Annotated in this window: 23 protein-coding genes; 13 read left to right on the top strand and 10 right to left on the bottom strand. The window is 61.1% G+C overall.

What is annotated here, in order from left to right:
* Positions 1 to 3 precede the first annotated feature (3 nt).
* Positions 4 to 891 (top strand): lysophospholipid acyltransferase, encoded by an 888-nt coding sequence (locus tag J2Y39_RS15180; protein WP_310218551.1) that lies wholly within the window; start codon positions 4 to 6, stop codon positions 889 to 891.
* Between the two features lie 57 nt (positions 892 to 948).
* Here the strand turns inward: J2Y39_RS15180 and J2Y39_RS15175 are convergent, their stop codons facing one another.
* The 5 genes from J2Y39_RS15175 to def form a co-directional block, all read right to left on the bottom strand.
* A complete protein-coding gene (locus tag J2Y39_RS15175) occupies positions 949 to 1,263 on the bottom strand; it encodes a tetratricopeptide repeat protein (RefSeq protein WP_041476513.1) in 315 nt (104 codons plus the stop codon).
* Between the two features lie 149 nt (positions 1,264 to 1,412).
* Positions 1,413 to 2,789, bottom strand: coding sequence for a Trk system potassium transporter TrkA (gene trkA, locus J2Y39_RS15170; RefSeq protein WP_041476512.1), 1,377 nt, complete (start codon positions 2,787 to 2,789; stop codon positions 1,413 to 1,415).
* A 21-nt stretch (positions 2,790 to 2,810) separates the two neighbouring features.
* Complete coding sequence (gene rsmB / locus J2Y39_RS15165; RefSeq protein ID WP_310218549.1) at positions 2,811 to 4,121, bottom strand: 16S rRNA (cytosine(967)-C(5))-methyltransferase RsmB; 1,311 nt, start codon at positions 4,119 to 4,121, stop codon at positions 2,811 to 2,813.
* Positions 4,118 to 5,077 carry a methionyl-tRNA formyltransferase gene (gene fmt, locus J2Y39_RS15160; RefSeq protein ID WP_310218547.1) on the bottom strand — a complete coding sequence of 320 codons (960 nt, stop codon included), beginning with the start codon at positions 5,075 to 5,077 and terminating at the stop codon, positions 4,118 to 4,120. Before fmt ends, rsmB begins: the two co-directional genes overlap by 4 nt.
* Positions 5,078 to 5,134: 57 nt before the next feature.
* Positions 5,135 to 5,641 (bottom strand): peptide deformylase, encoded by a 507-nt coding sequence (def, locus tag J2Y39_RS15155; RefSeq protein ID WP_252868529.1) that lies wholly within the window; start codon positions 5,639 to 5,641, stop codon positions 5,135 to 5,137.
* Between the two features lie 159 nt (positions 5,642 to 5,800).
* Between def and J2Y39_RS15150 the strand changes: the two genes are divergently transcribed.
* The 4 genes from J2Y39_RS15150 (at position 5,801) to J2Y39_RS15135 (ending at position 9,553) form a co-directional block, all read left to right on the top strand.
* Positions 5,801 to 6,826, top strand: a complete 1,026-nt coding sequence (locus J2Y39_RS15150; protein ID WP_056791148.1) for a LysM peptidoglycan-binding domain-containing protein — start codon at positions 5,801 to 5,803, stop codon at positions 6,824 to 6,826.
* An 84-nt stretch (positions 6,827 to 6,910) separates the two neighbouring features.
* A complete protein-coding gene (gene dprA, locus J2Y39_RS15145; RefSeq protein WP_236167870.1) occupies positions 6,911 to 8,008 on the top strand; it encodes a DNA-processing protein DprA in 1,098 nt (365 codons plus the stop codon).
* Positions 8,009 to 8,063: 55 nt separating this feature from the next.
* Positions 8,064 to 8,621: an L-threonylcarbamoyladenylate synthase gene (locus J2Y39_RS15140; protein WP_039757175.1), complete on the top strand. Its 558-nt coding sequence runs from the start codon at positions 8,064 to 8,066 to the stop codon at positions 8,619 to 8,621.
* 263 nt (positions 8,622 to 8,884) lie between these two features.
* A complete protein-coding gene (locus J2Y39_RS15135; protein WP_052392118.1) occupies positions 8,885 to 9,553 on the top strand; it encodes a hypothetical protein in 669 nt (222 codons plus the stop codon).
* A gap of 179 nt (positions 9,554 to 9,732) precedes the next feature.
* Here the strand turns inward: J2Y39_RS15135 and J2Y39_RS15130 are convergent, their stop codons facing one another.
* The gene (locus J2Y39_RS15130) at positions 9,733 to 10,710 is read right to left on the bottom strand and encodes a quinone oxidoreductase (RefSeq protein ID WP_310218540.1); all 978 of its coding nucleotides are present in this window, start codon (positions 10,708 to 10,710) and stop codon (positions 9,733 to 9,735) included.
* 150 nt (positions 10,711 to 10,860) lie between these two features.
* Between J2Y39_RS15130 and hemF the strand changes: the two genes are divergently transcribed.
* Together hemF and aroE are read left to right on the top strand one after the other, a co-directional pair.
* Complete coding sequence (hemF, locus tag J2Y39_RS15125; protein WP_024014963.1) at positions 10,861 to 11,775, top strand: oxygen-dependent coproporphyrinogen oxidase; 915 nt, start codon at positions 10,861 to 10,863, stop codon at positions 11,773 to 11,775.
* A gap of 9 nt (positions 11,776 to 11,784) precedes the next feature.
* Complete coding sequence (gene aroE, locus J2Y39_RS15120) at positions 11,785 to 12,606, top strand: shikimate dehydrogenase (RefSeq protein ID WP_310218538.1); 822 nt, start codon at positions 11,785 to 11,787, stop codon at positions 12,604 to 12,606.
* A 77-nt stretch (positions 12,607 to 12,683) separates the two neighbouring features.
* Here the strand turns inward: aroE and J2Y39_RS15115 are convergent, their stop codons facing one another.
* The 3 genes from J2Y39_RS15115 to betC all read right to left on the bottom strand — a co-directional run bounded on the left by J2Y39_RS15115 (position 12,684) and on the right by betC (position 16,960).
* The gene (locus J2Y39_RS15115) at positions 12,684 to 14,252 is read right to left on the bottom strand and encodes a SulP family inorganic anion transporter (protein ID WP_310218537.1); all 1,569 of its coding nucleotides are present in this window, start codon (positions 14,250 to 14,252) and stop codon (positions 12,684 to 12,686) included.
* Between the two features lie 256 nt (positions 14,253 to 14,508).
* Complete coding sequence (choX, locus tag J2Y39_RS15110; protein ID WP_056791166.1) at positions 14,509 to 15,429, bottom strand: choline ABC transporter substrate-binding protein; 921 nt, start codon at positions 15,427 to 15,429, stop codon at positions 14,509 to 14,511.
* A gap of 10 nt (positions 15,430 to 15,439) precedes the next feature.
* Entirely contained in the window at positions 15,440 to 16,960 is a 1,521-nt protein-coding gene (gene betC, locus J2Y39_RS15105) for a choline-sulfatase (protein ID WP_310218534.1), read from the bottom strand.
* 114 nt (positions 16,961 to 17,074) lie between these two features.
* Between betC and J2Y39_RS15100 the strand changes: the two genes are divergently transcribed.
* On the top strand, positions 17,075 to 18,025 hold the full coding sequence (locus J2Y39_RS15100; RefSeq protein WP_310218531.1) for a choline sulfate utilization transcriptional regulator: 951 nt from the start codon (positions 17,075 to 17,077) through the stop codon (positions 18,023 to 18,025).
* Positions 18,026 to 18,048: 23 nt separating this feature from the next.
* Here the strand turns inward: J2Y39_RS15100 and J2Y39_RS15095 are convergent, their stop codons facing one another.
* Positions 18,049 to 18,714 (bottom strand): NAD(P)H-binding protein, encoded by a 666-nt coding sequence (locus J2Y39_RS15095; RefSeq protein ID WP_310218528.1) that lies wholly within the window; start codon positions 18,712 to 18,714, stop codon positions 18,049 to 18,051.
* An 81-nt stretch (positions 18,715 to 18,795) separates the two neighbouring features.
* Between J2Y39_RS15095 and J2Y39_RS15090 the strand changes: the two genes are divergently transcribed.
* From J2Y39_RS15090 to J2Y39_RS15070, 5 genes are all read left to right on the top strand, one after another.
* Positions 18,796 to 19,122, top strand: coding sequence for a DOPA 4,5-dioxygenase family protein (locus tag J2Y39_RS15090; RefSeq protein ID WP_310218525.1), 327 nt, complete (start codon positions 18,796 to 18,798; stop codon positions 19,120 to 19,122).
* Between the two features lie 403 nt (positions 19,123 to 19,525).
* Positions 19,526 to 20,833 carry a CitMHS family transporter gene (locus tag J2Y39_RS15085; protein ID WP_056791180.1) on the top strand — a complete coding sequence of 436 codons (1,308 nt, stop codon included), beginning with the start codon at positions 19,526 to 19,528 and terminating at the stop codon, positions 20,831 to 20,833.
* Between the two features lie 85 nt (positions 20,834 to 20,918).
* Complete coding sequence (locus J2Y39_RS15080) at positions 20,919 to 21,686, top strand: TerC family protein (RefSeq protein ID WP_310218523.1); 768 nt, start codon at positions 20,919 to 20,921, stop codon at positions 21,684 to 21,686.
* A gap of 310 nt (positions 21,687 to 21,996) precedes the next feature.
* Complete coding sequence (locus J2Y39_RS15075; protein ID WP_056791186.1) at positions 21,997 to 23,655, top strand: Na/Pi cotransporter family protein; 1,659 nt, start codon at positions 21,997 to 21,999, stop codon at positions 23,653 to 23,655.
* A gap of 176 nt (positions 23,656 to 23,831) precedes the next feature.
* Entirely contained in the window at positions 23,832 to 25,226 is a 1,395-nt protein-coding gene (locus J2Y39_RS15070; protein WP_310218518.1) for an insulinase family protein, read from the top strand.
* Positions 25,227 to 25,304 lie beyond the last annotated feature (78 nt).

Genomic DNA, 25,304 nt, shown 5'->3' with positions numbered 1-25,304 from the left:
CCTGTGGAAAAGTTTAAAGGCGCCTTGCTGGTAGGCGCTCTGCGGCTGTTTGCCCTGCTGCCATGGCGAGCCGTGCAGGCCGTGGGTTCGGCGATCGGCTGGATCATGTGGAAAATCCCCAACCGTTCCCGCGACGTGGTGCGGATCAACCTGTCCAAGTGTTTTCCCCAGATGGATGCGGCCGAACGTGAGCGTCTGGTCGGACAGAGTCTGAAGGACATCGGCAAGTCGCTGACCGAAAGCGCCTGCGCGTGGATCTGGCCGGCGCAGCGCTCGATCGATCTGGTCCGCGAAGTCGAAGGCCTAGATGTGTTGAAAGACGCGCTGGCCTCGGGTAAAGGCGTGGTCGGCATCACCAGCCACCTCGGCAACTGGGAAGTGCTCAACCACTTCTATTGCAGCCAGTGCAAACCGATCATTTTCTACCGTCCGCCGAAGCTCAAGGCAGTGGATGAATTGCTGCGCAAACAGCGCGTGCAGCTGGGCAACAAGGTCGCGGCGTCGACCAAGGAAGGCATTCTCAGCGTCATCAAGGAAGTGCGTAAGGGCGGTGCCGTGGGCATCCCCGCCGACCCGGAACCGGCCGAATCCGCAGGGATTTTCGTGCCGTTCTTTGCCACTCAGGCACTGACCAGCAAATTCGTGCCGAACATGCTGGCCGGCGGCAAAGCGGTCGGTGTGTTCCTGCACGCCCTGCGCCTGCCTGACGGCTCGGGCTACAAAGTCATTCTCGAAGCCGCGCCCGAAGCGATGTACAGCACCGATACCGCAGAGTCCTGCGCGGCGATGAGCAAGGTAGTGGAACGTTATGTTGCGGCGTATCCGAGCCAGTACATGTGGAGCATGAAACGCTTCAAGAAGCGTCCGCCGGGCGAGGCGCGCTGGTACTGAGCAACTTCGATGGGGTGACGGTTGATGCAGACGGGCTCGCCTTGCTCAATCGGTAGCTCAAGGCGCCTGCCGCTCAAGCTTTTTCAGGAATACCGTCATCTCCTTCTCGGCCTGTTTGTCACCGTGGGCGCGGGCCGCTTCCAAGCCTTGTTCCCAGGCCTGACGCGCAGCGGCGTGATCGCCTAGCGCCAGCTGCGCCTTGCCCAGCAGCTTCCACGCTGCCGAGTATTTCGGATCGAAAGCGACACAACGCTGAAAATGCTCGGCAGCCTTGGCGTTTTCACCCAGGTCCAGATAACCCTTGCCCAGACCGAAGCGCAACAGCGCGTTATCCACACCCTTGGCGAGCATTTTTTCCAGGGATTCGAGCATTGGCGGATTCCTTTCTATTGTTCGTCAGAGAACCTGCGAGTCTGTCAAACCGCTTTCGCGAGCAGGCTCGCTCCCACATTTGGAATGCATTCCACTGTGGGAGCGAGCCTGCTCGCGAAGGGGCCATCACGGGCAACGTTGTCTTCAGGTCAGAAAAAGCTCAACCCCACATGAAACAGCTTTTCCACATCGCGAATATGCTTTTTATCCACAAGGAACAGAATCACATGGTCACCCGCTTCGATCACCGTGTCGTCGTGGGCGATGATCACGTTCTCGTTGCGGATCACTGCGCCGATGGTGGTGCCCGGCGGCAGGCCGATCTTCTCGATCGGCTTGCCGATGACCTTGCTGGACTTCGCATCACCGTGGGCAATCGCCTCGATCGCTTCCGCCGCGCCGCGCCGTAGTGAGTGCACGCTGACGATATCGCCTCGGCGCACGTGGGCGAGCAAGGTGCCGATGGTCGCCAGTTGCGGGCTGATGGCGATATCAATGTCGCCGCCCTGGATCAGGTCGACGTAGGCCGGATTGTTGATGATCGTCATGACCTTCTTCGCCCCCAGCCGTTTGGCCAGCAGCGACGACATGATGTTGGCTTCATCGTCGTTGGTCAGGGCGAGGAAGATATCGGCGTCGGCGATGTTCTCTTCCAGCAGCAGATCGCGATCCGACGCACTGCCCTGCAAGACCACGGTGCTGTCGAGGGTATCGGAGAGGTAGCGGCAGCGCGCCGGGCTCATCTCGATGATCTTCACCTGATAACGGCTTTCGATCGCCTCGGCCAGGCGCTCGCCGATCTGCCCGCCCCCGGCGATAACGATGCGTTTGTAGGTTTCGTCGAGGCGACGCATTTCGCTCATCACTGCGCGAATGTCCTCACGGGCAGCGATGAAGAACACCTCGTCATCGGCCTCGATCACTGTGTCGCCCTGCGGCAAAATCGGCCGGTCACGGCGGAAGATCGCCGCTACGCGGGTTTCGACGTTCGGCATGTGCTCACGCAACTGGCGCAGTTGCTGGCCCACCAGCGGCCCGCCGTAATAGGCGCGCACCGCCACCAGTTGCGCCGCGCCTTCGGCGAAGTCGATCACCTGCAAGGCGCCGGGATGCTGGATCAGGCGCTTGATGTAGTTGGTCACGACCTGCTCGGGGCTGATCAGCACGTCGACCGGAATCGCTTCGTTCTGGAACAGTTGTTCCTCGCGATTGAGGTATGACGCTTCGCGCACCCGGGCGATTTTGGTCGGCGTGTGGAACAGCGTGTGCGCGACCTGGCAGGCAACCATGTTGGTTTCGTCGCTGTTGGTCACCGCTACCAGCATGTCGGCGTCGTCGGCACCGGCCTGACGCAGCACCGAGGGCAGCGAGCCCCGGCCCTGCACGGTGCGGATATCGAGGCGGTCGCCGAGGTCGCGCAGGCGCTCGCCATCGGTGTCGACCACAGTGATGTCGTTGGCCTCGCTGGCCAGATGTTCGGCCAGCGAACCGCCGACCTGTCCCGCACCGAGGATGATGATTTTCATCCAGTCACTCCATGAATCCGTTTAGCCGCGCGCGGCGGCGATCTTGATCAGCTTGGCGTAGTAAAACCCGTCATGCCCGCCCTGCTGGGCCAGCAACTGGCGACCATGGGGCTGCTTGATGCCGGCCGCTGTGGCCAGATCCAGTTCACGGGCACCGGGGGTGCGCTCGAGGAACGCGGCGATGACTTCGGTGTTCTCGGTCGGCAGCGTCGAGCAGGTGGCGTAGAGCAGGATGCCGCCGACTTCGAGGGTTTTCCACATGGCGTCGAGCAGTTCGCCTTGCAGTTGCGCGAGGGCTGTGATGTCGTCGGGCTGACGGGTCAGCTTGATGTCCGGATGACGGCGGATCACCCCGGTGGCCGAGCATGGCGCGTCGAGGAGGATGCGCTGGAACGGTTTGCCGTCCCACCATTTGTCGATATCGCGACCGTCGGCGGCGATCAGTTCAGCGTCGAGGCCGAGGCGCTCAAGGTTTTCCTTCACCCGCACCAGACGCTTGGCTTCCAGATCCACCGCTACCACGCCAGCGAGCGCCGGTTCGGCTTCGAGGATGTGGCAGGTCTTGCCGCCAGGGGCGCAGCAGGCGTCGAGTACGCGCTGGCCCGGGGCCACATCGAGCAGGTCGGCGGCCAGTTGCGCGGCTTCGTCCTGCACGCTGATCCAGCCTTCGGCGAAACCCGGCAGGCTGCGCACGTCGGCAGCGGCTTCGAGGACGATGCCGTCGCGGCTGTAAACGCACGGTGTCGCGGCGATCCCGGTTTTGCCCAGCAACGCAAGATAAGCATCGCGGCTGTGATGACGGCGGTTGACCCGCAGGATCATTGGCGGATGCGCGTTGTTCGCTGCGCAGATCGCTTCCCACTGCTCGGGCCAAAATGCCTTCAGGGATTTTTGCAGCCAGCGCGGGTGAGCTGTGCGCACCACCGGGTCGCGTTCCAGTTCGGCGAAGATCGTCTCGCTTTCGCGCTGGGCATTGCGCAGCACGGCGTTGAGCAGACCTTTGGCCCAGGGCTTTTTCAGCTTGTCTGCGCAGCCGACGGTTTCGCCGATCGCGGCATGGGCCGGTACCCGGGTGTAGAGCAGTTGATACAGACCGACCAGCAGCAACGCCTCGACATCAGCGTCGGCGGCTTTGAACGGTTTCTGCAGAAGTTTTTCCGCCAATGCCGACAGGCGTGGCTGCCAGCGTGCGGTGCCGAAGGCCAGATCCTGAGTGAAACCGCGATCACGATCCTCGACCTTGTCCAGTTGCGTCGGCAGGGAGCTGTTCAGCGAAGCCTTGCCGCTGAGTACGGCGGCGAGCGCCTTGGCGGCGGCCAGACGCGGGTTCATTGCGCTTCCACCGCAGCGCCGAGGACGCTGCCGACGGCGAATTTCTCACGACGGCTGTTGAACAGGTCGCTGAAGTTCAGCGCCTTGCCGCCGGGCAATTGCAGGCGGGTCAGGCACAGCGCTTGTGCACCGCAGGCGACAATCAGGCCGTCCTTGCTGGCGCTGAGGATTTCACCCGGAGCGCCAGTGCCTTCGGCCACGGTCGCGGCCAGCACTTTCAACGCTTCGCCATTGAGCGTGCTGTGGGTGATCGGCCATGGATTGAAGGCGCGGACCAGACGTTCCAGCTCCACCGCCGGACGGCTCCAGTCGATGCGTGCTTCGTCTTTGTTCAGTTTGTGCGCGTAAGTGGCGAGTTCGTCGTTCTGCACCTCACCTTGCAGGGTGCCGGCAGCCAGACCGGCAATCGCCTGCACAACGGCGGGCGGCCCCATCTCGGCGAGGCGATCATGCAGGCGGCCGCCGGTATCTTCAGCGCTGATCGGCGTGACGACCTTGAGCAGCATCGGCCCGGTATCCAGCCCGGCTTCCATGCGCATCACGGTCACACCGCTTTCGGCATCGCCGTGTTCGACCGCGCGCTGGATCGGCGCCGCACCACGCCAGCGTGGCAGCAACGATGCATGACTGTTGATGCAACCCAGACGCGGAATATCCAGCACCGCTTGCGGCAGGATCAAACCGTAGGCGACCACCACCATCAGATCCGGCTTCAGCGCGGCCAGCTCCGCCTGGGCCTCGGCATTGCGCAACGTCGGCGGCTGCAACACCTGGATATTATTTTCCAGGGCGAGTTGTTTGACCGGGCTTGGCATCAGTTTTTGCCCACGTCCGGCCGGGCGATCCGGCTGGGTGTAGACCGCAACGATCTCGTACGGGCTGCTCAGCAGGGCCTTGAGGTGTTCAGCGGCGAATTCCGGGGTACCGGCAAAAACAATGCGCAGTGGCTCAGTCATGAAAGGCGTCTCATAAAAAGAAAAAGGCTTGCCGCAGCAAGCCTTTGAAGAGGGGCATCAAGCGTTCTGGCGGTGCAGCTTTTCCAGCTTCTTCTTGATCCGGTCGCGTTTGAGCGTGGACAGGTAATCGACGAACAATTTGCCGTTGAGGTGGTCGCATTCGTGCTGGATGCACACCGCGAGCAGACCTTCGGCGATCAGCTCATAGGGCTTGCCGTCGCGGTCCAGCGCCTTGATTTTGACCCTCTGCGGGCGGTCGACGTTTTCGTAGAAGCCCGGTACCGAGAGGCAACCTTCCTGATACTGGTCCATCTCGTCGGTCAGCGATTCGAACTCGGGGTTGATGAACACCCGTGGCTCGGTACGGTCTTCGGACAGGTCCATCACGACGATACGTTTGTGCACGTTGACCTGGGTCGCGGCGAGGCCGATGCCCGGCGCTTCATACATTGTTTCAAACATGTCGTCGACCAACTGACGCACTTCGTCGTCCACTACAGCCACTGGTTTGGCGATAGTGCGCAGACGCGGGTCCGGAAATTCGAGGATGTTTAAAATGGCCATAGGCTTCGCTTGCTGCACACGTTGAGTAAAGTCGGGTCGATGGCCTGGCGGGTCCGAGGATGCAGGCTACCGTTGTGAAGCGTAGCTTCTGAAAAACAGAAGCGAGCCACGGGGGCTCTGACGATTCACGCGAACGCACATGATAAAGGGATTCACTGCATGAGGAAAACACTACTCGCCCTGCTGCTCCTGGCTTCGGCCGGCGCCGCGCAAGGGCAAGTGCAACTCAAGGATGGTTTTCCACAGCAATACACGGTGGTTTCCGGGGACACGCTCTGGGACATTTCCGGCAAATACCTGCGCGAGCCGTGGCAGTGGCCACAACTGTGGCGGGCCAACCCGCAGATCGAAAACCCCAACCTGATCTATCCCGGCGACACGCTGACCCTCAGCTACGTCAACGGCCAGCCGCAACTGACCGTCCATCGTGGCGAGTCGCGCGGCACCATCAAACTCTCGCCACGGATTCGCACCAGCCCGGTGGCCGAGGCGATTCCGAGCATTCCGCTGAAATCGATCAACAGTTTTCTGCTGAGCAATCGCATCGTCGACAAGGCCGAAGACTTCGACAAGGCGCCGTATATCGTCGCCGGCGATGCCGAACGGGTGCTCAGCGGTACAGGCGATCGCATCTTCGCCCGTGGCCATTTCGATCCGGAGCAGCCGGTGTACGGCATCTTCCGCCAGGGCAAGGTCTACACCGACCCGCAGACCAAGGAATTCCTCGGCATCAACGCCGACGATATCGGCGGCGGCGAGGTTGTTGCCACCGAAGGCGACGTCGCCACTCTCGCCTTGCAACGCACCACCCAGGAAGTGCGCCTCGGTGACCGCTTGTTCGGCGGTGAAGAACGTTCGATCAATTCAACGTTCATGCCCAGCGCGCCGAAGCGTTCCATCGACGGCCTGATCATCGACGTGCCACGCGGCGTCACGCAGATCGGTGTGATGGACGTGGTTACCCTGAACAAAGGCAAACGTGACGGTCTGGCCGAAGGCAATGTCCTGGCGGTGATGAAAACCGGCGAAACGGTGCGCGACCGGATCACTGGCCAGCCGTTGAAGATTCCCGATGAACGCGCCGGCCTGCTGATGGTGTTCCGCACCTACGACAAACTCAGTTACGGCCTGGTCCTCAATGCTTCACGCTCGCTGGCGGTGCTCGACAAGGTGCGAAATCCGTAAGCTTGCTTAACAAGTTACCAACAGAGTTATCCACAACTTGTTCCGAATGGTTCGGAGCACAGAACGATCAAGGATGATCCATTCATGTTGTCTGTCAGTACAGCCATTTCCCCGGCGGAACTGGAGGCGCGTCTGCGCCTGCACCGCATGCCGGATATCGGCCCCAAGCGTTTTGCCAAACTGCTCGAAGCCTTCGGCTCGGCGTCCAAAGCCCTCAGCGCGCCGGCCAGTGCCTGGCGCTCGCTGGGGTTGCCGGCGGCGTGCGCCGAGGCACGGCGTTGTCCGACGGTGCGCGACGGCGCCAGCCACGCAATGCGCTGGCTAGAGCGCCCCGGTCAACATTTGCTGATGTGGGACCAGGCGGACTATCCAGCGTTGCTGGCGCAGATTCCTGACCCGCCGCCACTGTTATTCGTCGCCGGCGATCCGTCGATTCTGGAAAAACCGCAACTGGCGATGGTCGGCAGCCGCCGCGCTTCGCGCCCGGGCATGGACACGGCGGCGGCGTTTTCTCGCAGTCTGGCCGGGGCCGGTTTTGTCATCACCAGTGGTCTGGCGCTGGGCATCGATGCCGCTGCCCATCAGGCTGCTCTGGACGTTGGCGGGTTGACCGTGGGGGTGCTTGGCACGGGCCTGGAGAATTTTTATCCACAGCGCAATAAACGCCTGGCTGAGGCGATGATTGCGTCGGGCAGCGCGGTGCTCTCGGAGTTTCCGCTGGACGCCGGGCCAACCGCGAGCAACTTCCCCCGGCGTAATCGCATCATCAGCGGGTTATCCCTTGGCGTGCTGGTGGTCGAGGCCAGTGTTGCCAGCGGTTCGTTGATTACCGCGCGGCTGGCGGCAGAGCAAGGGCGCGAGGTTTATGCCATTCCGGGCTCTATCCATCACCCCGGCGCGCGCGGTTGTCATCAGTTGATTCGCGACGGGGCGGTGTTGGTGGAGACTATCGAACATATCCTCGAAGCGCTGCGCGGCTGGCAGCAACCGTTGCTATCCACAGCGCCGCCGCAGGCTGATCACCCGTTGCTGACGCTGCTGCACGCGGCGCCGCACACCAGCGAGGCGTTGGCCGCGAGCTGTGGCTGGGCGTTGCCGAAAGTGCTGGCAACGTTGACCGAGCTGGAAATCGAAGGCCGTGCGGTATGCGAAAACGGTCGCTGGTTGGCGCGGTCAAGCTAGGTTTTACGATGAAGATCGGTAAACTGCGCGAAACCTGTTTGTGGAGAGTTTTTTCATGGTCAACAGTTGGCGTGTGCAACAAGCCGCGCGGGAAGTTCGCGCCGGCGCGGTGATTGCCTATCCAACCGAAGCCGTCTGGGGGCTGGGTTGCGACCCGTGGAACGAAGACGCAGTGGACCGCTTGCTGGCGATCAAGAATCGCTCGGTGAGCAAAGGGCTGATCCTGGTCGCCGACAATATCCGCCAGTTCGATTTCCTCTTCGAGGACTTCCCGCAGGACTGGATCGACCGCATGGCCAGCACCTGGCCGGGGCCGAACACCTGGCTGGTGCCGCACCAGAACCTGTTGCCGGAATGGGTCACAGGCGTGCATGACACCGTGGCGCTGCGAGTCAGCGATCACCCGCAGGTGCGCGACTTGTGCTCGCTGGTCGGGCCGCTGATCTCGACATCAGCCAATCCACAGGGGCGACCGCCCGCGCGCACGCGTTTGCGCATCGAGCAGTATTTCCGTGGGCAGGTCGATCTGGTGCTCGGCGGCAGCCTTGGCGGGCGCAAGAATCCCAGCGTGATCCGCGACCTGGCCACCGGTAACGTCGTTCGTCCTGACTGACGCCATTCTTTTTATTTTTTTGCGGACTCCTCGGCGCTATCGACGAGGAGTTCTGCGCATGCCTGCAGTTTATTCCTGCACTCGTTTAAAACTTATCCGTTGCCATTGTTCTTGCATGCGTCAGACGGATCTTCGACTCTGCAATATCTGTAAGTTTTCCCACGCGATTATCAGAACGCGTGCAGTGGCGAGATTTTCAAAAGCATCCATTCTTTCAATGTGCTTGATACAACATTCGAAATGTTAATGGCTGCGGAGAAGTAATGGATATTACGGATTTACACCTCAAGGATTATCTGCAGGGCTTTCAGGAGACACTCAAGAATCAACAGGCCGACTATCGAGTGGCCATTCTTGAGGCGGGGTCGGACGCCGGAGAATTCGAGCGTTTCATTGGTCGGCAGTTTCGCCTGCGATTGCAGCATTACATGCTCACCTCCAGAGCCCGGGCGCTGGAAACCCGCTTGGCGATCACCTCGCGCAGTACGCACTTCCTGCTCTACCAGCGAGATCAACTCATTGCAGTGCTGCGGGCAACCCCGGCGCCGTTCGAATGGGCCTCACTGGCGCAGCATCATGTGTCTCCCACTGTGGCATTGGCGCGGCATGTCGAATTCAGTCGCTTGATTACCCATTCCCAGCAGCACCGGCCGGTGTCGATCAATGGCTTGCTCGCCACCGCCGCCGAATGGGCGATCGATCGCGGATATCAGGGGGTGACGGCCTTGTGCAGATCGCCACAGCGGCAACTGTTTCAGCGCTTCGGCCTGACACCGATCGCTTCGCACGCCATGCATATCGAGCAGCGTGCCCGGGGCGATTATTGGCTGTTGTCCGCCGAATGGCGGCAAATTCTGATGGCCCTGGATCAGCCAGTGAACATGAACGTGCATCAGCCGGAGTATCGTGATGTTCACAACCGTCAGTATTGATCCGCCAATAATCGAAGAGTGGGCAGAGAAATGGCTTGTATACGAGTCGAAGAAGTTGCGCAGGAAGTTTTCCGGTCGTAGGCCAGCGGCGAAGAAGCTTCACCGGAAGATGTACTTGATATAGCTGAAAGATACTCGGCGAACTCATGGAAGAGTTCACCGAGTATCAACTTGAAGCGTTATGGCAACAGAATCGTGGAACCGGTAGTGCGCCGTGCCGACAGTTCGGTTTGTGCTTTTGCCGCATCGGCCAATGCATGGCGCTGGCTGATGTCGACCTTCAGCTTGCCGCTGATGATCATCTCGAACAGCTCGTCGGCCATGCGCTGCAGGTTCTCGGCGTTGTTGGCGTAGGTCGCCAGCGTAGGCCGGGTGACGTACAACGAGCCCTTCGCGGCAAGAATGCCCAGGTTGACGCCGTCGACTGCGCCCGAAGCATTGCCGAAACTCACTACAAGGCCACGTGGTGCCACGCTGTCCAGGGACGTGAGCCAGGTGTCCTTGCCGACGCCGTCATACACCACCGGGACTTTCTTGCCGTCAGTCAGCGCCAGCACGCGCTCGGCAACGTTTTCATGGCTGTAGTCGATGGTGGCCCAGGCGCCGTTGGCCTTGGCCAGTTCGGCTTTCTCCTTCGAGCTGACGGTGCCGATCAGCTTCACGCCCAGCGCTTTGGCCCATTGGCAGGCCAGAGAGCCGACGCCACCGGCTGCGGCGTGGAACAGAATGGTTTCGCCGCCCTGCAGTTGGTAGGTCTGGCGCAGCAGGTATTGCACGGTCAGACCCTTGAGCATGACCCCGGCGGCAGTTTCGAAACTGATTTCATCGGGCAGATGCACCAGATTGTCCTGCGGCAGAACATGCAGCTGGCTATAGGCGCCGAGCGGGCCGCTGCCGTATGCCACGCGATCGCCGACCTTGAAACGGGTGACTTCGCTGCCCACCGCATCGACCGTGCCGGCGCCTTCCGAACCCAGGCCGAACGGCAACGCGGGCGGTGCATAGAGGCCGCTGCGGTAATAGGTGTCGATGAAGTTCAGGCCGATTGCCTGATTGGCCACGCGCACCTGATTCGGCCCGGGCGCAGCGGGTTCGTAGTCTACATATTCGAGCACTTCGGGACCGCCGTGGGCGCGGAACTGGATACGCTTTGCCATCTGTCTGCTCTCCTTGGGTCGTTGCTAAGCCCTCTATCCAACTCCCCTGCTTGATCTTCGTCAACTGCGGCGCGCCGGTCTGCGATGGTATGCTACGCGCCCATTTGCGCCGCCCGCCTGCCGGGGCGCCGCCCGATTCAAGGTGAAGCCATGACGACCCGCACCGACGCCGTAAAGGCCTATCTGCTCGATCTGCAAGACCGCATCTGCGCTGCACTGGAAACCGAAGACGGCGGCAAATGCTTCGTCGAAGACGCCTGGACCCGGCCGGCGGGCGGTGGCGGGCGCACCCGCGTGCTGGAAAACGGCACGCTGATCGAAAAGGGCGGCGTCAATTTTTCCCACGTGTTCGGCAGCGGCCTGCCGCCCTCGGCCAGCGCCCATCGGCCGGAACTGGCCGGGCGTGGTTTCGAGGCGCTCGGCGTGTCGCTGGTGATCCACCCGCACAACCCGCATGTGCCGACCTCCCACGCCAACGTGCGTTTTTTCATTGCTGAAAAAGAAGGCGAAGAACCGGTCTGGTGGTTTGGCGGCGGTTTCGACCTGACCCCGTATTACGGCGTTGAGGAAGATTGCATCCACTGGCACCGCGTCGCCGAGCAAGCCTGTGCGCCGTTCGGTGCGGACGTCTATCCGCGTTACAAGGCCTGGTGCGACACCTATTTCCATATCAAGCATCGTCATGAGCCACGGGGCATTGGCGGTCTGTTCTTCGACGATCTGAACGAGTGGGATTTCGACACCAGTTTCGCCTTCATGCGCGCCATCGGCGATGCCTATATCGAGGCCTACCTGCCGATCGTGCAACGGCGCAAGAACGACGCCTTCACTGCCCAGCAGCGCGAATTCCAGGAATTCCGCCGAGGCCGCTACGTCGAATTCAACCTGGTTTACGACCGTGGCACGCTGTTCGGTCTGCAATCGGGTGGCCGCACTGAATCGATTCTGATGTCGCTGCCACCGCAAGTGCGCTGGGGCTATGACTGGAAGGCCGAGCCGGGCAGCGCAGAAGCGCGCCTGACCGATTATTTCCTGCAGGATCGCGACTGGCTGGCCGAGGCCTGAGGACGGGTGATGGATCGTTACGTCGTTTTCGGTAATCCGATCGGCCACAGCAAGTCGCCGATGATTCACCAGTTGTTCGCCGAACAGACCGGCCAGCGCCTCGACTACAGCACGCTGCTGGCGCCGCTGGATGATTTTGTCGGCTGCGCCAAGGCGTTCTTTCGCGAAGGGCGCGGCGCCAATGTGACGGTGCCGTTCAAGGAAGACGCCTACCGTCTGGCTAACAGCCTGACCGCCCGCGCGCAGCGCGCCGGTGCGGTGAACACCTTGAGCAAAATGGACGATGGCTCACTGCTCGGCGACAACACCGATGGCGCAGGCCTGGTCCGCGATCTGACGGTGAATGCCGGGTTCAGCCTGACCGGTAAGCGCATCCTTTTGCTCGGCGCTGGCGGCGCGGTGCGCGGTGCGCTGGAGCCATTGCTGGCGGAGAAGCCGGCCTCGGTGATCATCGCCAATCGCACCGTGGACAAGGCTGAACTGCTGGCCGAGTTGTTCTGCGACCTCGGGCCGGTGTCGGCCAGTGGTTTCGACTGGCTGCGCGAACCGGTGGACGTGATCATCAACGCCACCTCCGCCAGCCTGACGGGTGACGTGCCGCCGATTGCGCCAAGCCTGATCGAGCCAGGCCAGACGCTGTGCTACGACATGATGTACGGCAAGGAACCGACCGCGTTCTGCCGCTGGGCCACTGAGCGCGGCGCGGCGCTGGCGATGGATGGTCTGGGCATGCTCGCCGAACAGGCAGCCGAGGCGTTCTGGCTGTGGCGTGGCGTACGCCCGGATACCGCGCCGGTACTCGCCGAACTGCGCCGCCAACTGGCCCTTTAAGCTTTGCTCCCACATTGAAATACGATCAATGTGGGAGCGAGCCTGCTCGCGAATCGCATCACCACCGCGATATCAGATCAATCCTCAAACCTGATTGGGCACTTCTCCGCCCCCTCCAGCTTCCTCAACTCCTCCACGACCGGCGACCGCGCCCGGCGCAGGGTCAGGCTGCGACCCTGGCCCAGCAGGCGTCGCGCTTCCTGATGCAGCATCTCCACCCCCGAATAATCGATGAAGTTGATCTGCTGCGCCTCGATCACCACCCGTGCGCCATGCAGGCGTTGCAGGCGCACTTGCAGGTAATGGCTGGCGCCGAAGAAGATCGAACCACCCACGCGCAACACATCGTCGTCACCGTCGCGCCAATGCTGTACCCGTGGTTGTGAGGTGCGCTTGAGGTAGAAAAACAGCGACGCCAGCACCCCGGCGTAAATCGCCGTCTGCAATTCCAGCAGCAAGGTCGCGAGACAGGTCAGGGCCATCACCACGAACTCGGCGCGGCTGACCCGCAGCAAGGCGCGAATGCCCCGGTGGTCGACCAGACCCCAGGCAATCAACAGGATGCTGCCGGCCATGGACGGGATCGGAATGTGCGCGATCAGCCCTGCGCCGAACACCGCGAACAGCGCCACCCAGATCGCCGAAAACACTCCGGCCAGTGGCGAGCAGGCACCCGCCTCATAACTCAATCCCGAACGGGTAAACGATCCGGCTGAGAGCGACCCGGAAAAGAACGCACCGACGATGTTCGACAAACCCTGTGCGCGGACTTCCTGATTGGCATCGAGCAACTGTTGCGAGCGCGCCGAAATCGAGCGGGCAATCGACAGGCTGGTGACCAGCCCGAGCATGCCCACTGCCACCGCGCTTGGCAGCAGGCGCAGGATCACCTCCAGATCCAGCGGCAAGGCGCTCAGCGGCGGCAGGCGTCCGACGAAAGCGCTGACCAGATGCACATGGCCGAACATCGCTGGCCAGATCCACACCAGCAGACTGGCCAGCACCAGCGTGATCAACAGCGTCGGCCAGCGCGGCAGGAGTTTTTTCAGGGCCACGCCGACGATCACTGTAGCGACGCCGAGCATCAGCGAGGGCTTATCCACAGCCCCCAGATGTCGCAGCAGATCCATCAGGCTGGCGAGCGCCGTGGTGTTGGCCGGCAATTCCAGCCCGAGCAGATTGGGCAATTGCCCGATGGCGATCACCACGGCGGCGCCGAGGGTGAAGCCGAGCACCACCGAATGCGAAACGAAATTCACCAGTGCGCCAAAGCGCAGCAAGCCGAGCAACCACTGGAAAATCCCCGCAAGGAACGTCAGCAGCAGGATCAGAGTGATGTAGTCCTCGGACGCCGGCACCGCGAGCGGGCTGACGCTGGCGTACAGGACAATCGAAATCGCCGCCGTCGGGCCGCAGATCAGATGCCATGACGACCCCCACAGGCAGGCGATCAACACCGGGATGATCGCCGCATACAGGCCGTATTCCGGTGGCAGTCCGGCAATCAGCGCGTAGGCAATCGACTGGGGCAAGGCGAGAATCGCACCGCTGAGGCCGACGATCAGGTCCCGCCCGACGCTGGCGCGGGTTTGCCGTGGCAACCAGCTCAGGAAAGGAAAAAGTGAATGGCGGCTGGGGAAGGCCATGGGTCCTCGCGGTTGGGGTTTTGTTCAAGGTTATCAGGGTGTCAGGTGTAAAAGCCCCTCACCCTAGCCCTCTCCCTGAGGGAGAGGGGACTGACCGAGCTGTTTGTTGAAGATTCACCGACCTGCGATTTCGGCGTTGAACGCAAGTTTCGATTCAACAGCGATCGGCTCCCTTTCCCCCTCGCCCCCTTGGGGGAGAGGGCTGGGGTGAGGGGGAAAAAATCTCCAGCCGAACGCTATTCCAGCAACCCTGAGATCAAAGCTTGGCCTTCACCGCCACCAACGCATCCTTGCCATCCACGGTCTTCACGCCATCCAGCCACTTGTCCAGCACCGCCGGATTGGCCTTGATCCACGCCTTCGCCGCTTCGGCATTGCTGACCTTCTTGTTCACCACCTCGGCCATGATGCTGTTCTCCATGTCCTGGGTGAACGCCAGATTGGTCAGCAATTTACCCACATTAGGGCAGGCCTCGGCGTAGCCCTTACGGGTCAGGGTGAATACGCTGCCGGTGTCGCCGAAGTATTTTTCGCCGCCCTTGAGGTAACGCATTTTCAGCTGCACGTTCATCGGGTGCGGGGTCCAGCCGAGGAAGGTGACGAATTTCTGTTTCTTCACCGCCCGCGACACTTCGGCGAGCATCGCCTGTTCGCTGGACTCGATCAGCTTCCACTGGCCCATGTTGAAGTCGTTCTTCTTGATGATCTCCTGCAGCGAAATGTTCGCCGGCGCGCCTGAGCCGATGCCGTAGATCTTCTTGTCGAACTTGTCGGCGAATTTGTTCAGGTCGGCAAAATCATGCACGCCTGCCTCCCAGACATAGTCGGGGACGGCGAGAGTGAATTCGGTGCCTTCCAGGTTCTTGGCCAATTGCGTCACATCGCCGGTGGCGACGAACTTGTCATAGAAGCCCTGCTGCGCCGGCATCCAGTTGCCGAGGAACACGTCAACCTGGCCATCCTTCAAGCCGCCGAAGGTGATCGGCACCGCAAGGGTGTCGACTTTCGCCTTATAGCCCATGCCGTCCAGCAGAAACCCGGTGATGGCATTGGTTGCGGCGATGTCGCTCCAGCCGGGATCGGCCATCTTCACGGTCTCGCAGCTTTGCTCGGCGAACGCCGAGGCGCTGCTCAATGCGATCAGGCCGACAGTGACAGCTGTGGATAACTTGCGCATGGACTTCCCCTTAACATTTTTGGTTTTGGCAGGGTTGTGGATAACGGGCCTTGCGCTCCAGATCATCAAGGTCGATGTGGTTGCGCATGTACTGCTGACTGGCATCGACCAGCGGCTGGTGATCCCAGCTCTTCAACTTGCCGATGGTTAACGCATCGGCGACGAAACGGCGTCGGCGCTGGCTGGCCAGTACGTCCCGATGGATCGCCGGAATGTCCCACTTGGCCCGCGCTTCGGCGAGAAAGTCTTCGAACAGCGGACGATGTTGCGGCGATTGGCTCAGCTCTTCTTCTTCGCGCGGATCGTTATCCACATCGAAGAGTAGGCACGGGTCGCTTTCGCTGTAGATAAATTTGTAGGCGCCCCGGCGAATCATCATCAGCGGGCTGACAGTGCCTTCGGCCATGTATTCGCCGAACACCTCGTCATGCCCGCCCTGCCCTTGCAGGTGCGGCAGCAAGGAACGGCCGTCCAGTGGCAGGCCCGGCTCAAGCGTGCCACCGGCCAGATCCACGAAGGTCGGCAGCAGGTCGGCGGTGGAAACGGCGGCGCTGACCCGGCCGGCCTCGAATTGTCCCGGGGCGCTGATCAGCAGCGGCACTCGAGCAGCCATCTCGAACCAGTGCATTTTGTACCAGAGGCCTTTCTCGCCGAGCATGTCGCCATGGTCACCGGAGAAGACGATGACGGTGTCATCGATCAGCCCGGTTTCCTCAAGGGTTTGCAGCAGTTTGCCGACATTGGCGTCGATATAGCTGCAAGCGCCGAAGTAGGCGCGACGGGCATCGCGGATCTTATCCACAGGCAGCGGCTTGTCCCACAGGTCGTAAACCTTGAGCAGACGTTGCGAGTGCGGATCGAGTTCGCCCTGGTTCAAAGCTGTAGGCAACGGGATATCAGCATCGTCATACAGATCCCAGAACGCCTTGGGAATCGTGTACGGGTCGTGCGGGTGGGTCATCGACACAGTCAGGCAGAACGGCTGGTCGCCGTCCTCGCGGATGTGATCGAACAGATATTGCTGCGCCTTGAACACCACCTCTTCGTCGAAATCCAGCTGATTGGTGCGCACGCACGGCCCGGCCTGCAGTACCGAAGACATATTGTGATACCAGCTCGGCCGCACGTCCGGCTCGTCCCAGTTCACCGCCCAACCGTAATCGGCCGGATAGATATCGCTGGTCAGGCGTTCTTCATAACCGTGCAACTGGTCCGGCCCGCAGAAGTGCATCTTGCCCGACAGCGCGGTGCGGTAGCCGAGACGCCGCAGGTAATGCGCGTAAGTCGGAATGTCGGCAGGGAAATCAGCGGCGTTGTCGTAGGCGCCGATCTTGCTCGGCAACTGGCCACTGACCAGGGTGAAGCGCGACGGCGCGCACAGCGGGCTGTTGCAATAGGCAGCATCGAACACCACGCCTTGGGCGGCGAGGCGGGACAGATTCGGCAGTTTGATCGGCGATGGGCCGTAGAACGGCAACATTGGCGCGGCCATTTGATCGGCCATGATGAAAAGAATGTTCTTGCGCTTCATGTGATCGCGTCATTCCATGTTGAATATTTATGCGAGAGTGCTGCGATCGAGCATGGATTCCATGCCTGTTCCGGTAAAGCCCGCGCCGGACAATGACTAGGATAAGTACAGCTTATGTATGACGCCCTCGGTGACCTCTCCCTCGATCTGCTGCGCACCTTTGAAGCGGCGGCCCGCCATCGCAGTTTTACCGCTGCTGCGGTGGAGCTTGGCACCACGCAGCCGGCGATCAGCCAGCAAATGAAACGTCTGGAAGAGCAGCTCGGTACGCGCCTGTTCGACCGGATCTACCGGGGCATCGAATTGACTGAGGTGGGCAGCCTGCTTTTCGAGCAAGTTGCCCTCGGTTTGCAGAATATCGACGCAGGATTAAGCGCAATCAGCACTCAGCAGCAACATGAAGTGCTGCAAGTGGCCACGGATTTCGCTTTCGCCGCTTATTGGCTGATGCCGCGCCTGCATCGCTTCCATGAGGCCAATCCGCACATTGATGTCAGCCTGGTCACCAGCGAGCGCAACCACAACATGCTGCGCACCGACATCGACGTGGCGATCCTGTTTGGCGATGGTCGATTCAAGCAGGGTGAGAGCCACTGGCTGTTCAGCGAAGAAGTATTCCCGGTGTGCAGCCCGCTGCTGCTCAAGGAGCGTTCACTGCCATTGCCCGCGCAGGCTCTGCTGGAATTTCCGCTGTTGCATCTGCGTGGGGAAAACAGCAGCAACTGGTTCGACTGGAGTGGCTTGTTTCGTCAGTTGGGCCTGACTACGCCGCCAGCGCCGGGGCAATTGCGCTTCGACAATTACACCTTGCTGATTCAGGCGGCGATCGGCGGACAAGGCGTGGCGATTGGCTGGCGGCACCTTGTGGATAACTTGCTGGTGCAGGGTTTGCTGTGCCGGCCGCTGGCGGAAACCACGCTGTCGCGGCTGGGGTATTACGTGGTGTTGCCGCAACGCAAGCGTCGGGGTGCGTTGATTCAGGATTTTGTTGATTGGTTAATGGCGGAACAGGCCAGCAGTGCCGAATCGCTTAACGGTCTGGCCCTGCCCTCGATTGCGGTGTGAAGAGCAAAAGATCGTCCGATCTTTTACGAATCAGAAGCCGCCACAAAATTCACATGCTGCCCCACATGCAGGTTCAACCGCAGTTCATCGGCAATCCCCACCGCGACACGGTTCAAGCGTTCCAGCGGTTCGGCCAATCCCGGTTCGAGATTGCCGCCGACCTGACTGAAGTGCTCGATGGTCAATCCGGCCACGCCATGGGGCGCATTGACCAAGGTCCAGCGCATTGAGCTGCTTTGTACCGCCTCAAGGATTTCTTCGGCGGCGTGACGCTGCAGACGCTCGTCATTGTCAGGCTCGTCGAGCACACCGAAGTTGCCGACCAGAAACAGGCGCGGCACGCTGGCCAGTTGCAAACCTTCGACCAGCGCGTCGACTGCCAGTACCTGTTCGACCGGCCCCAGCGTTACCGAGCGTTCGACATGATCGCTGCTGAACGGCAACCCCGGAGCATCGAGCAGGCAGATCACCGCCGAACTGCCGGCGACGCTCTGATTGACCCGCTCGGCATCGAATAGATCGCCGGTCTTGGTGCGCAACCCCGGACGCGGCGCGAGTGCGGTGAGATCGTCGAGAATGGCGATGACTTCGTGTTGGCGACGCAGCAATTCAGCCATCAATGCACCGCCCAGGCTGGCCATGGCACCATAAAGCACCACTTTGACCACTGGGGTCTCGGCATTTTTCATGGCTGTTTTCCTTATAGTTGTCCTATATGACCTGTGACGGTGGAAACAGCCAAGGGTTCGAACCGATTGAGAGGCGACACGATGCAAGGGATCAAGGGCTATCACGCCCATGTCTATTTCGACGCGCAAACCACCGACCAGGCGCGGGCCTTGTGCGAACAGGCCGCGCAGTTGTTTGCGCTGAAAATGGGCCGCGTGCACGAACGCCCGGTGGGGCCGCACCCCGACTGGAGCTGCCAACTGGCTTTCGGTCCCGAGCTGATCGGCGAGGTGCTGCCGTGGCTGGCGCTTAACCGCAAGGGGTTGGTGGTGTTCCTGCATCCGGACACTGGCGATGACCTGCTCGACCACACCGAACACGCGATCTGGATGGGCGCGGTGCGGCCGCTGGATCTGTCGATTTTTTAACCAGGTGCTTGGACTGAACTGATAACGAATATGTCCAGACTGCCAGCCAGCGTTGTCTATCCGTTCCCTCGTATCGCTTGTCGTCCCGTATTCATTGGCTGTCGCTGCATCCGACCGCCGGTTGACCATTCATTCATCGCTTTCGGTCGCGAAAGGTAGCTGAAAGCTTCCCCGATTAGGATCGCCCCACTCCCGGCAACAGACCGGTTGGCCCAAGCCCTGTGTTTTTTCCACAGGCCCGGCCCAATTAACAACAACAATGGTGATTCTGATGTCTTCTGCAACCCGCCGTTTCTCCCGCTTCCTGCTGGTCACTCCGCCCGTACGCCTCGCGCCTCCCGTTCTGCGCTGATCCCGCCCGATCCGCTCATTCAACTAGCCGCGCTACGCCTGGAGTATTCCCATGCTGACTTTCCTTGGCTTCGCCATGGTCATCACGTTCATGTTCCTGATCATGACCAAGCGCCTGTCCGCGCTGATCGCCCTGATCATCATCCCGATCCTGTTCGCCCTGTTCGGTGGTTTCGCGCCGAAGATCGGCCCGATGATGCTTGAAGGCATCACCAAACTGGCGCCGACCGGCGTGATGTTGATGTTCGCCATTCTGTATTTCGCCCTGATGATCGACTCCGGCCTGTTCGACCCGGCCGTGCGCAAGATCCTCAAACTGGTCAAGGGCGACCCGCTGAAAGTTTCGGTCGGTACCGCCGTTCTGGCGCTCGTCGTTTCCCTCGATGGTGACGGCGCGACCACTTACATGATCTGCGTGGCTGCGATGCTGCCGCTGTACAGCCGCATCGGCATGAGCCCGCGAATCATGGCCGGTCTGATCATCCTCGCCGGTGGCGTAATGAACATGACCCCGTGGGGCGGCCCGACCGCCCGCGCGGCGAGTGCCCTGCATGTGGATCCTTCGGACATTTTCGTACCGATGATCCCGGCCATGGCCGCCGGTGTCTTGGCGATCCTGGTGATTGCCTACTTCTACGGCAAGCGTGAACGTGCCCGCCTCGGCGAGCTGCACCTGGTTGGCGATGAGATCGATCACAGTGAAATCAGCGTCTCGCAATTCCCCGACGCACGCCGTCCGAAGCTGATCTGGTTCAATGCCGCACTGACTTTCGGCCTGATGTGCACGCTGATCGGCGGCCTGTTGCCGCTGCCGGTGCTGTTCATGGTGGCGTTCAGTATTGCGATGATCGTCAACTACCCATGCCTGCAAATGCAGAAGGATCGCGTCGCCGCGCATTCCGGCAGCGTGCTGGCAGTGGTCGGGCTGATCTTTGCGGCCGGTATCTTCACCGGTATCCTGTCGGGCACCGGCATGGTCGATGCGATGTCGAAGAGCCTGTTGGCGGTGATTCCGGAATTCCTCGGCCCGTACCTGGCGGTGATTACGGCGCTGGTGAGCATGCCGTTCACCTTCTTCATGTCCAACGATGCGTTCTATTACGGTGTATTGCCGGTGCTGACCGAAGCGGCCAGCCACTATGGGATCACTGCGGTGGAAATGGCCCGTGCCTCGATCGTCGGCCAGCCCGTCCACTTGCTGAGCCCGTTGGTGCCGTCGACCTATCTGTTGGTGGCGCTGGCCGGCATCGATTTCGGTGATCACCAGCGTTTCACCTTGAAATGGGCGATCCTGGTGTGTATCTGCATTCTGATTGCTGCACTGCTGTTGGGGACTTTCCCGCTGTTCAGCACTCTATAAGCCCAAGACTCACCGTTACGGGTCCCGGCTTCGCGGTTTGAAGCCCGGACCTGTTTCGGTTTAACACTCGCTCAAAGGAATACACATGGATTGGCTGACCAACCCCGAAATCTGGGTTGCCTTTTTTACCCTGACCGCCCTGGAAATCGTCCTCGGTATCGATAACATCATCATGATTTCGATCCTGGTCAGCCGCATGCCGAAACACATGCAGCAGCGCACGCGGATCTTCGGTCTTGGCCTGGCCATGGTCACCCGGATCCTGTTGCTGCTGTCGATTACCTGGGTCATGCGCCTCACTGCCGACCTGTTCGAGGTGTTCGGTCAGGGCATTTCCGGCCGCGACCTGATCCTGTTCTTCGGTGGCCTGTTCCTGCTGTGGAAGAGCTCGCAAGAGATGTATCACGCGCTGGAAGGCGAAGACGAAAGCGACGAAACCCCGGGTGGCAAGGGTGGCAACTTCCTTTACACCATCATCCAGATCGCGATCATCGACATCGTCTTCTCGCTGGATTCGGTGATCACTGCAGTGGGTATGGTTTCCCACGTGCCGGTGATGGTTGCGGCGATCGTTGTGGCCGTGCTGGTGATGATGCTGGCGTCGGGCAAGATCAGCGAATTCATCGACAAGCACCCGTCGCTGAAAATGCTCGCGCTGTCGTTCCTGCTGGTGGTCGGTACCGTGCTGATCGCCGAATCGTTCGACGTGCACGTGCCAAAAGGCTACGTCTACTTCGCCATGGCGTTCTCGCTGGCGGTTGAGGCTATCAACATCAAACTGCGCGGCGCGATGGCCCGGAAAAAGAAACAGCAGGATCCGGTGAAACTGCGCAAGGATGTTCCAGGCCAATAATCCGGTAGTCCCGGCAGCGCGCTACACCCCTGTGGGAGCGAGCCTGCTCGCGAAGACGGAGTGCCAGTCGACAACAATGTTGGCTGGCCCACCGCTTTCGCGAGCAGGCTCGCTCCCACAGGAGACGGCGTTGATTTAAATGGGAGTGTATGAAGCGCTTCTCATGACACTTTTGTTTCAATCCACGCTTTAGCTGTGCAATGCTGGCGCCGAGGCCGTTAGCCAACTACAGCTTAAGTATCAAGAACGTAGAAACCGCGCGGTGCCTTCCACTTGCCCCTCTGGGGCGCTGCTACTACAGGGGGTCTGCATGCTCACCCTGCTCAATCTGTTGTCCGCCGTCGCCCTGTTGATCTGGGGCACGCACATCGTCCGAACCGGCATCCTGCGGGTTTATGGCACCAATCTGCGACATGTCATCGGCCAGAACATGTCGAAGAAATGGCTGGCGTTCATCGCCGGTATTCTCGTCACCGCCATGGTGCAGAGCAGCAACGCCACGGCGATGCTGGTCACTTCGTTTGTCGGTCAGGGTCTGATGGCGCTGACCCCGGCGCTGGCGACCATGCTTGGCGCAGACGTCGGTACCGCGTTGATGGCGCGGGTGCTGACCCTCGATCTGTCATGGCTGTCGCCGCTGCTGATTTTCCTCGGGGTGATTTTCTTTCTGTCGCGCAAACAGACGCGGCTCGGGCAGATGGGCCGGGTGTCGATCGGGCTGGGGCTGATCATTCTCGCCCTGCAATTGATCGTCGAGGCCGCTGCGCCGATCACTCATGCGCAGGGGGTGAAGGTGATTTTCGCCTCGCTGACCGGCGACATCCTCCTCGACGCCCTGGTTGGCGCCCTGTTCGCGATGATTTCCTACTCCAGCCTCGCCGCCGTGCTGCTCACCGCTACATTGGCCGGTGCTGCGGTGATCAGCTTGCCGGTGGCGATCGGTCTGGTGATCGGCGCCAATATCGGCAGCGGCATTCTTGCCTTCATGAGCACCAGCATGCAGAACGCCGCCGGCCGCCAGGTTGCGCTGGGCAGTCTGTTGTACAAATTGATCGGTTTGCTGCTGATCATCCCGGTGCTCGACCCGCTGGTGCACTGGATCGACAGCCTTGATTTCAGCCCGCAGGAAATGGTCATCGGCTTCCACCTGCTCTACAACACCGCGCGCTGCCTGATCCTGCTGCCGAGCGTCGGGCCGATGGCGCGGCTTTGTGCGTGGCTGCTGCCCGAGCGGCCGGAGGTCAACGGCGCCGCCAAACCACGCCATCTCGACCCGACCGCGCTGGTCACGCCGAGCCTGGCGCTGGCCAATGCCGCGCGGGAAACCCTGCGCATGGGTGATCTGCTCGACAACATGCTCGACGCCTCCCTCGATGTGTTGCGCGGCAAGCAGACCGCCGTCACCCAGGAGATGCGCCGACTGACCGACGACATCGAAGCGCTGTACAGCGCGATCAAGCTGTATCTGGCGCAGATGCCCCGCGAGGATCTCGGCGAGCACGACAGTCGGCGCTGGGCCGAGATCATCGAACTGGCGATCAACCTGAAACTCGCCGCAGACCTGATCGAGCGCATGCTGCGCAAGATCCAGCAGCAGAAGACTTCGCAGCGTCGTTCGTTTTCCGAAGAAGGCCTGGAAGATCTTGCCGGGCTGCAACAGCAACTGATCGCCAACCTGCGCCTGGGCCTGTCGGTGTTTCTCAGCGGCGACCGCGAAAGCGCGCGGCAGTTGTTACGGGAGAAACGCCGCTTTCGTGCGCAGGAACGGCGTCTGGCCCATGCGCATGTCAGCCGTTTGCAACGCAAGATCGTTCAGAGCCTGGAGACCAGCTCGCTGCATCTGGAGTTGATCGCCGACATGAAACGGCTCAATTCGCTGTTCTGCAGCAGCGCCTATGTGGTGCTGGAAACGGCGGACACCGGCGCGCTGGCCGTGGATGACATGGCCGACATTACGCATTCGCCTTGAACGTCTGAGGCTGGGGTCAGTCAGTTACAGTGGTTCAGCCTTGAGACCGTCATCGCTGGCAAGCCAGCTCCCACAGGGTTTTGTAAGTGCCGCAGATCCTTGTGGGAGCTGGCTTGCCAGCGATGGGGACCTGACTGACGACACGGATCTCCAAATCAGCCGTATGGAAGCCTGTTATGCGTTGCCTGTTGTTCGCCTGTCTGTTGCTCGGTTCCCTGCCCGCTTTTGCCCTGGATCGGTTTCAGGTCGAAGGCTATGCGCTGCCCAACGGTTTGCAACTTATGCTCAAACCCGGCACCGAGCGTGGGCATGTGGCGATCCGGCTGGTGGTCGGCGTCGGCCTGGATGACTTCGACTGCGACGAGAAAGAGCTGCCGCATTTGCTCGAACACCTGCTGTTCAGCGGTATCGACGCCACTGGCGAAGGCGGCCTGGAAGAACGCATGCAGGCGCTGGGCGGGGACTGGAATGCGTTCACCAGCAATGCCGACACCACGTTCGTCATCGAAGCCCCGGCGAAAAATCAGCGCAAGGTGCTCGACCTGCTGCTCGCGCTGCTGACCCAGACACGCATCGACGACAACGCAATCAACGCGGCGAAACGAGTGGTCGAGCGTGAGGACGGCGGGCATTACACCAAGCTGCAACGTTTCCTCGACCGTCAGGACCTCGGTCATACCGCGAGCAATCAACTGGCTGTCGAGCTGGGACTGAAATGCCCGCAGCGCGCCGAGGTCGGCCATCTGACCCAGGAGCAATTGGAGAAGGTGCGCAAGGCCTGGTATGCGCCGAACAACATGACCCTGATCGTCGTCGGCGAACTCGACAAACTGCTGCCGGCCTATCTGGAGCGTACCTGGGGTGAGTTGGAGCCGGTCGAGCCGAGCGAACATCGGGCGCTGCCGGACATCCGCACCAGCGCTGCCCATGAACGCACCCTCACCCGTGGCTTTATCGGCGACAGCGCCAAGCTGCACTGGCTGGTGCCGGAACCGGTGCTCGACGATCAGTACGATCAGACGTTCGACATTCTCAAGGATTACCTCGACTGGGCGTTGTACCGGCAGATTCGTCTCAACCATGGCTTGTCGTACGGACCGTGGGCCGAGCGCGAAGTGTTCGGCGGTGTCGGCTTCATGAGCCTCAACGCTGACCTGGATCGCGATGACGTCGACGAAGCCATCCAGGTGCTTGAAGACCTCAAGGCCGACCTGCTGCAAAACGGTCTCGACCCGAGCACCTTCGCCCGCATCAAGCAAGCCGCCATCGCCCACCAGGCCTGGGCCGTGCAGGGCAACAGCGCACTGGCGGACTATTACTGGAGCGCGCTGGCCGACTATCAGGATGGCCGCTTTGCCAATCCCGCGCGCGAGCTGCAAGGGGTGACGCTGGAAGCGGCGAACAAGGCCATGCGCGAGCTGCTGTTGCAGCCGGGGTATATCCGGATCGAGAAGCCGTTGATCAGTGATGATCAGGTGTTGTGGCTGGCTGCAGGCGGCGTCGGTCTGGTGCTGCTGATGTTGATCGGCTGGCGTGTGTATCGTCGCCACAAAATTGCTGGAAGCCATTAATCCTGTGGTGAGTGAGCACTTGTGGCGAGGGGATTTATCCCCGATGGGCTGCGCAGCAGCCCCGATAAGGGCAGCTCG

Origin of the sequence: Pseudomonas sp. 2957 (assembly GCF_031456345.1) — a bacterium.
GTDB classification, from domain to species: Bacteria; Pseudomonadota; Gammaproteobacteria; order Pseudomonadales; family Pseudomonadaceae; genus Aquipseudomonas; species Aquipseudomonas siliginis.
The sequence above is the reverse complement of the archived record's forward strand: the minus strand, read 5'-3'. Positions and strand labels throughout refer to the sequence as shown.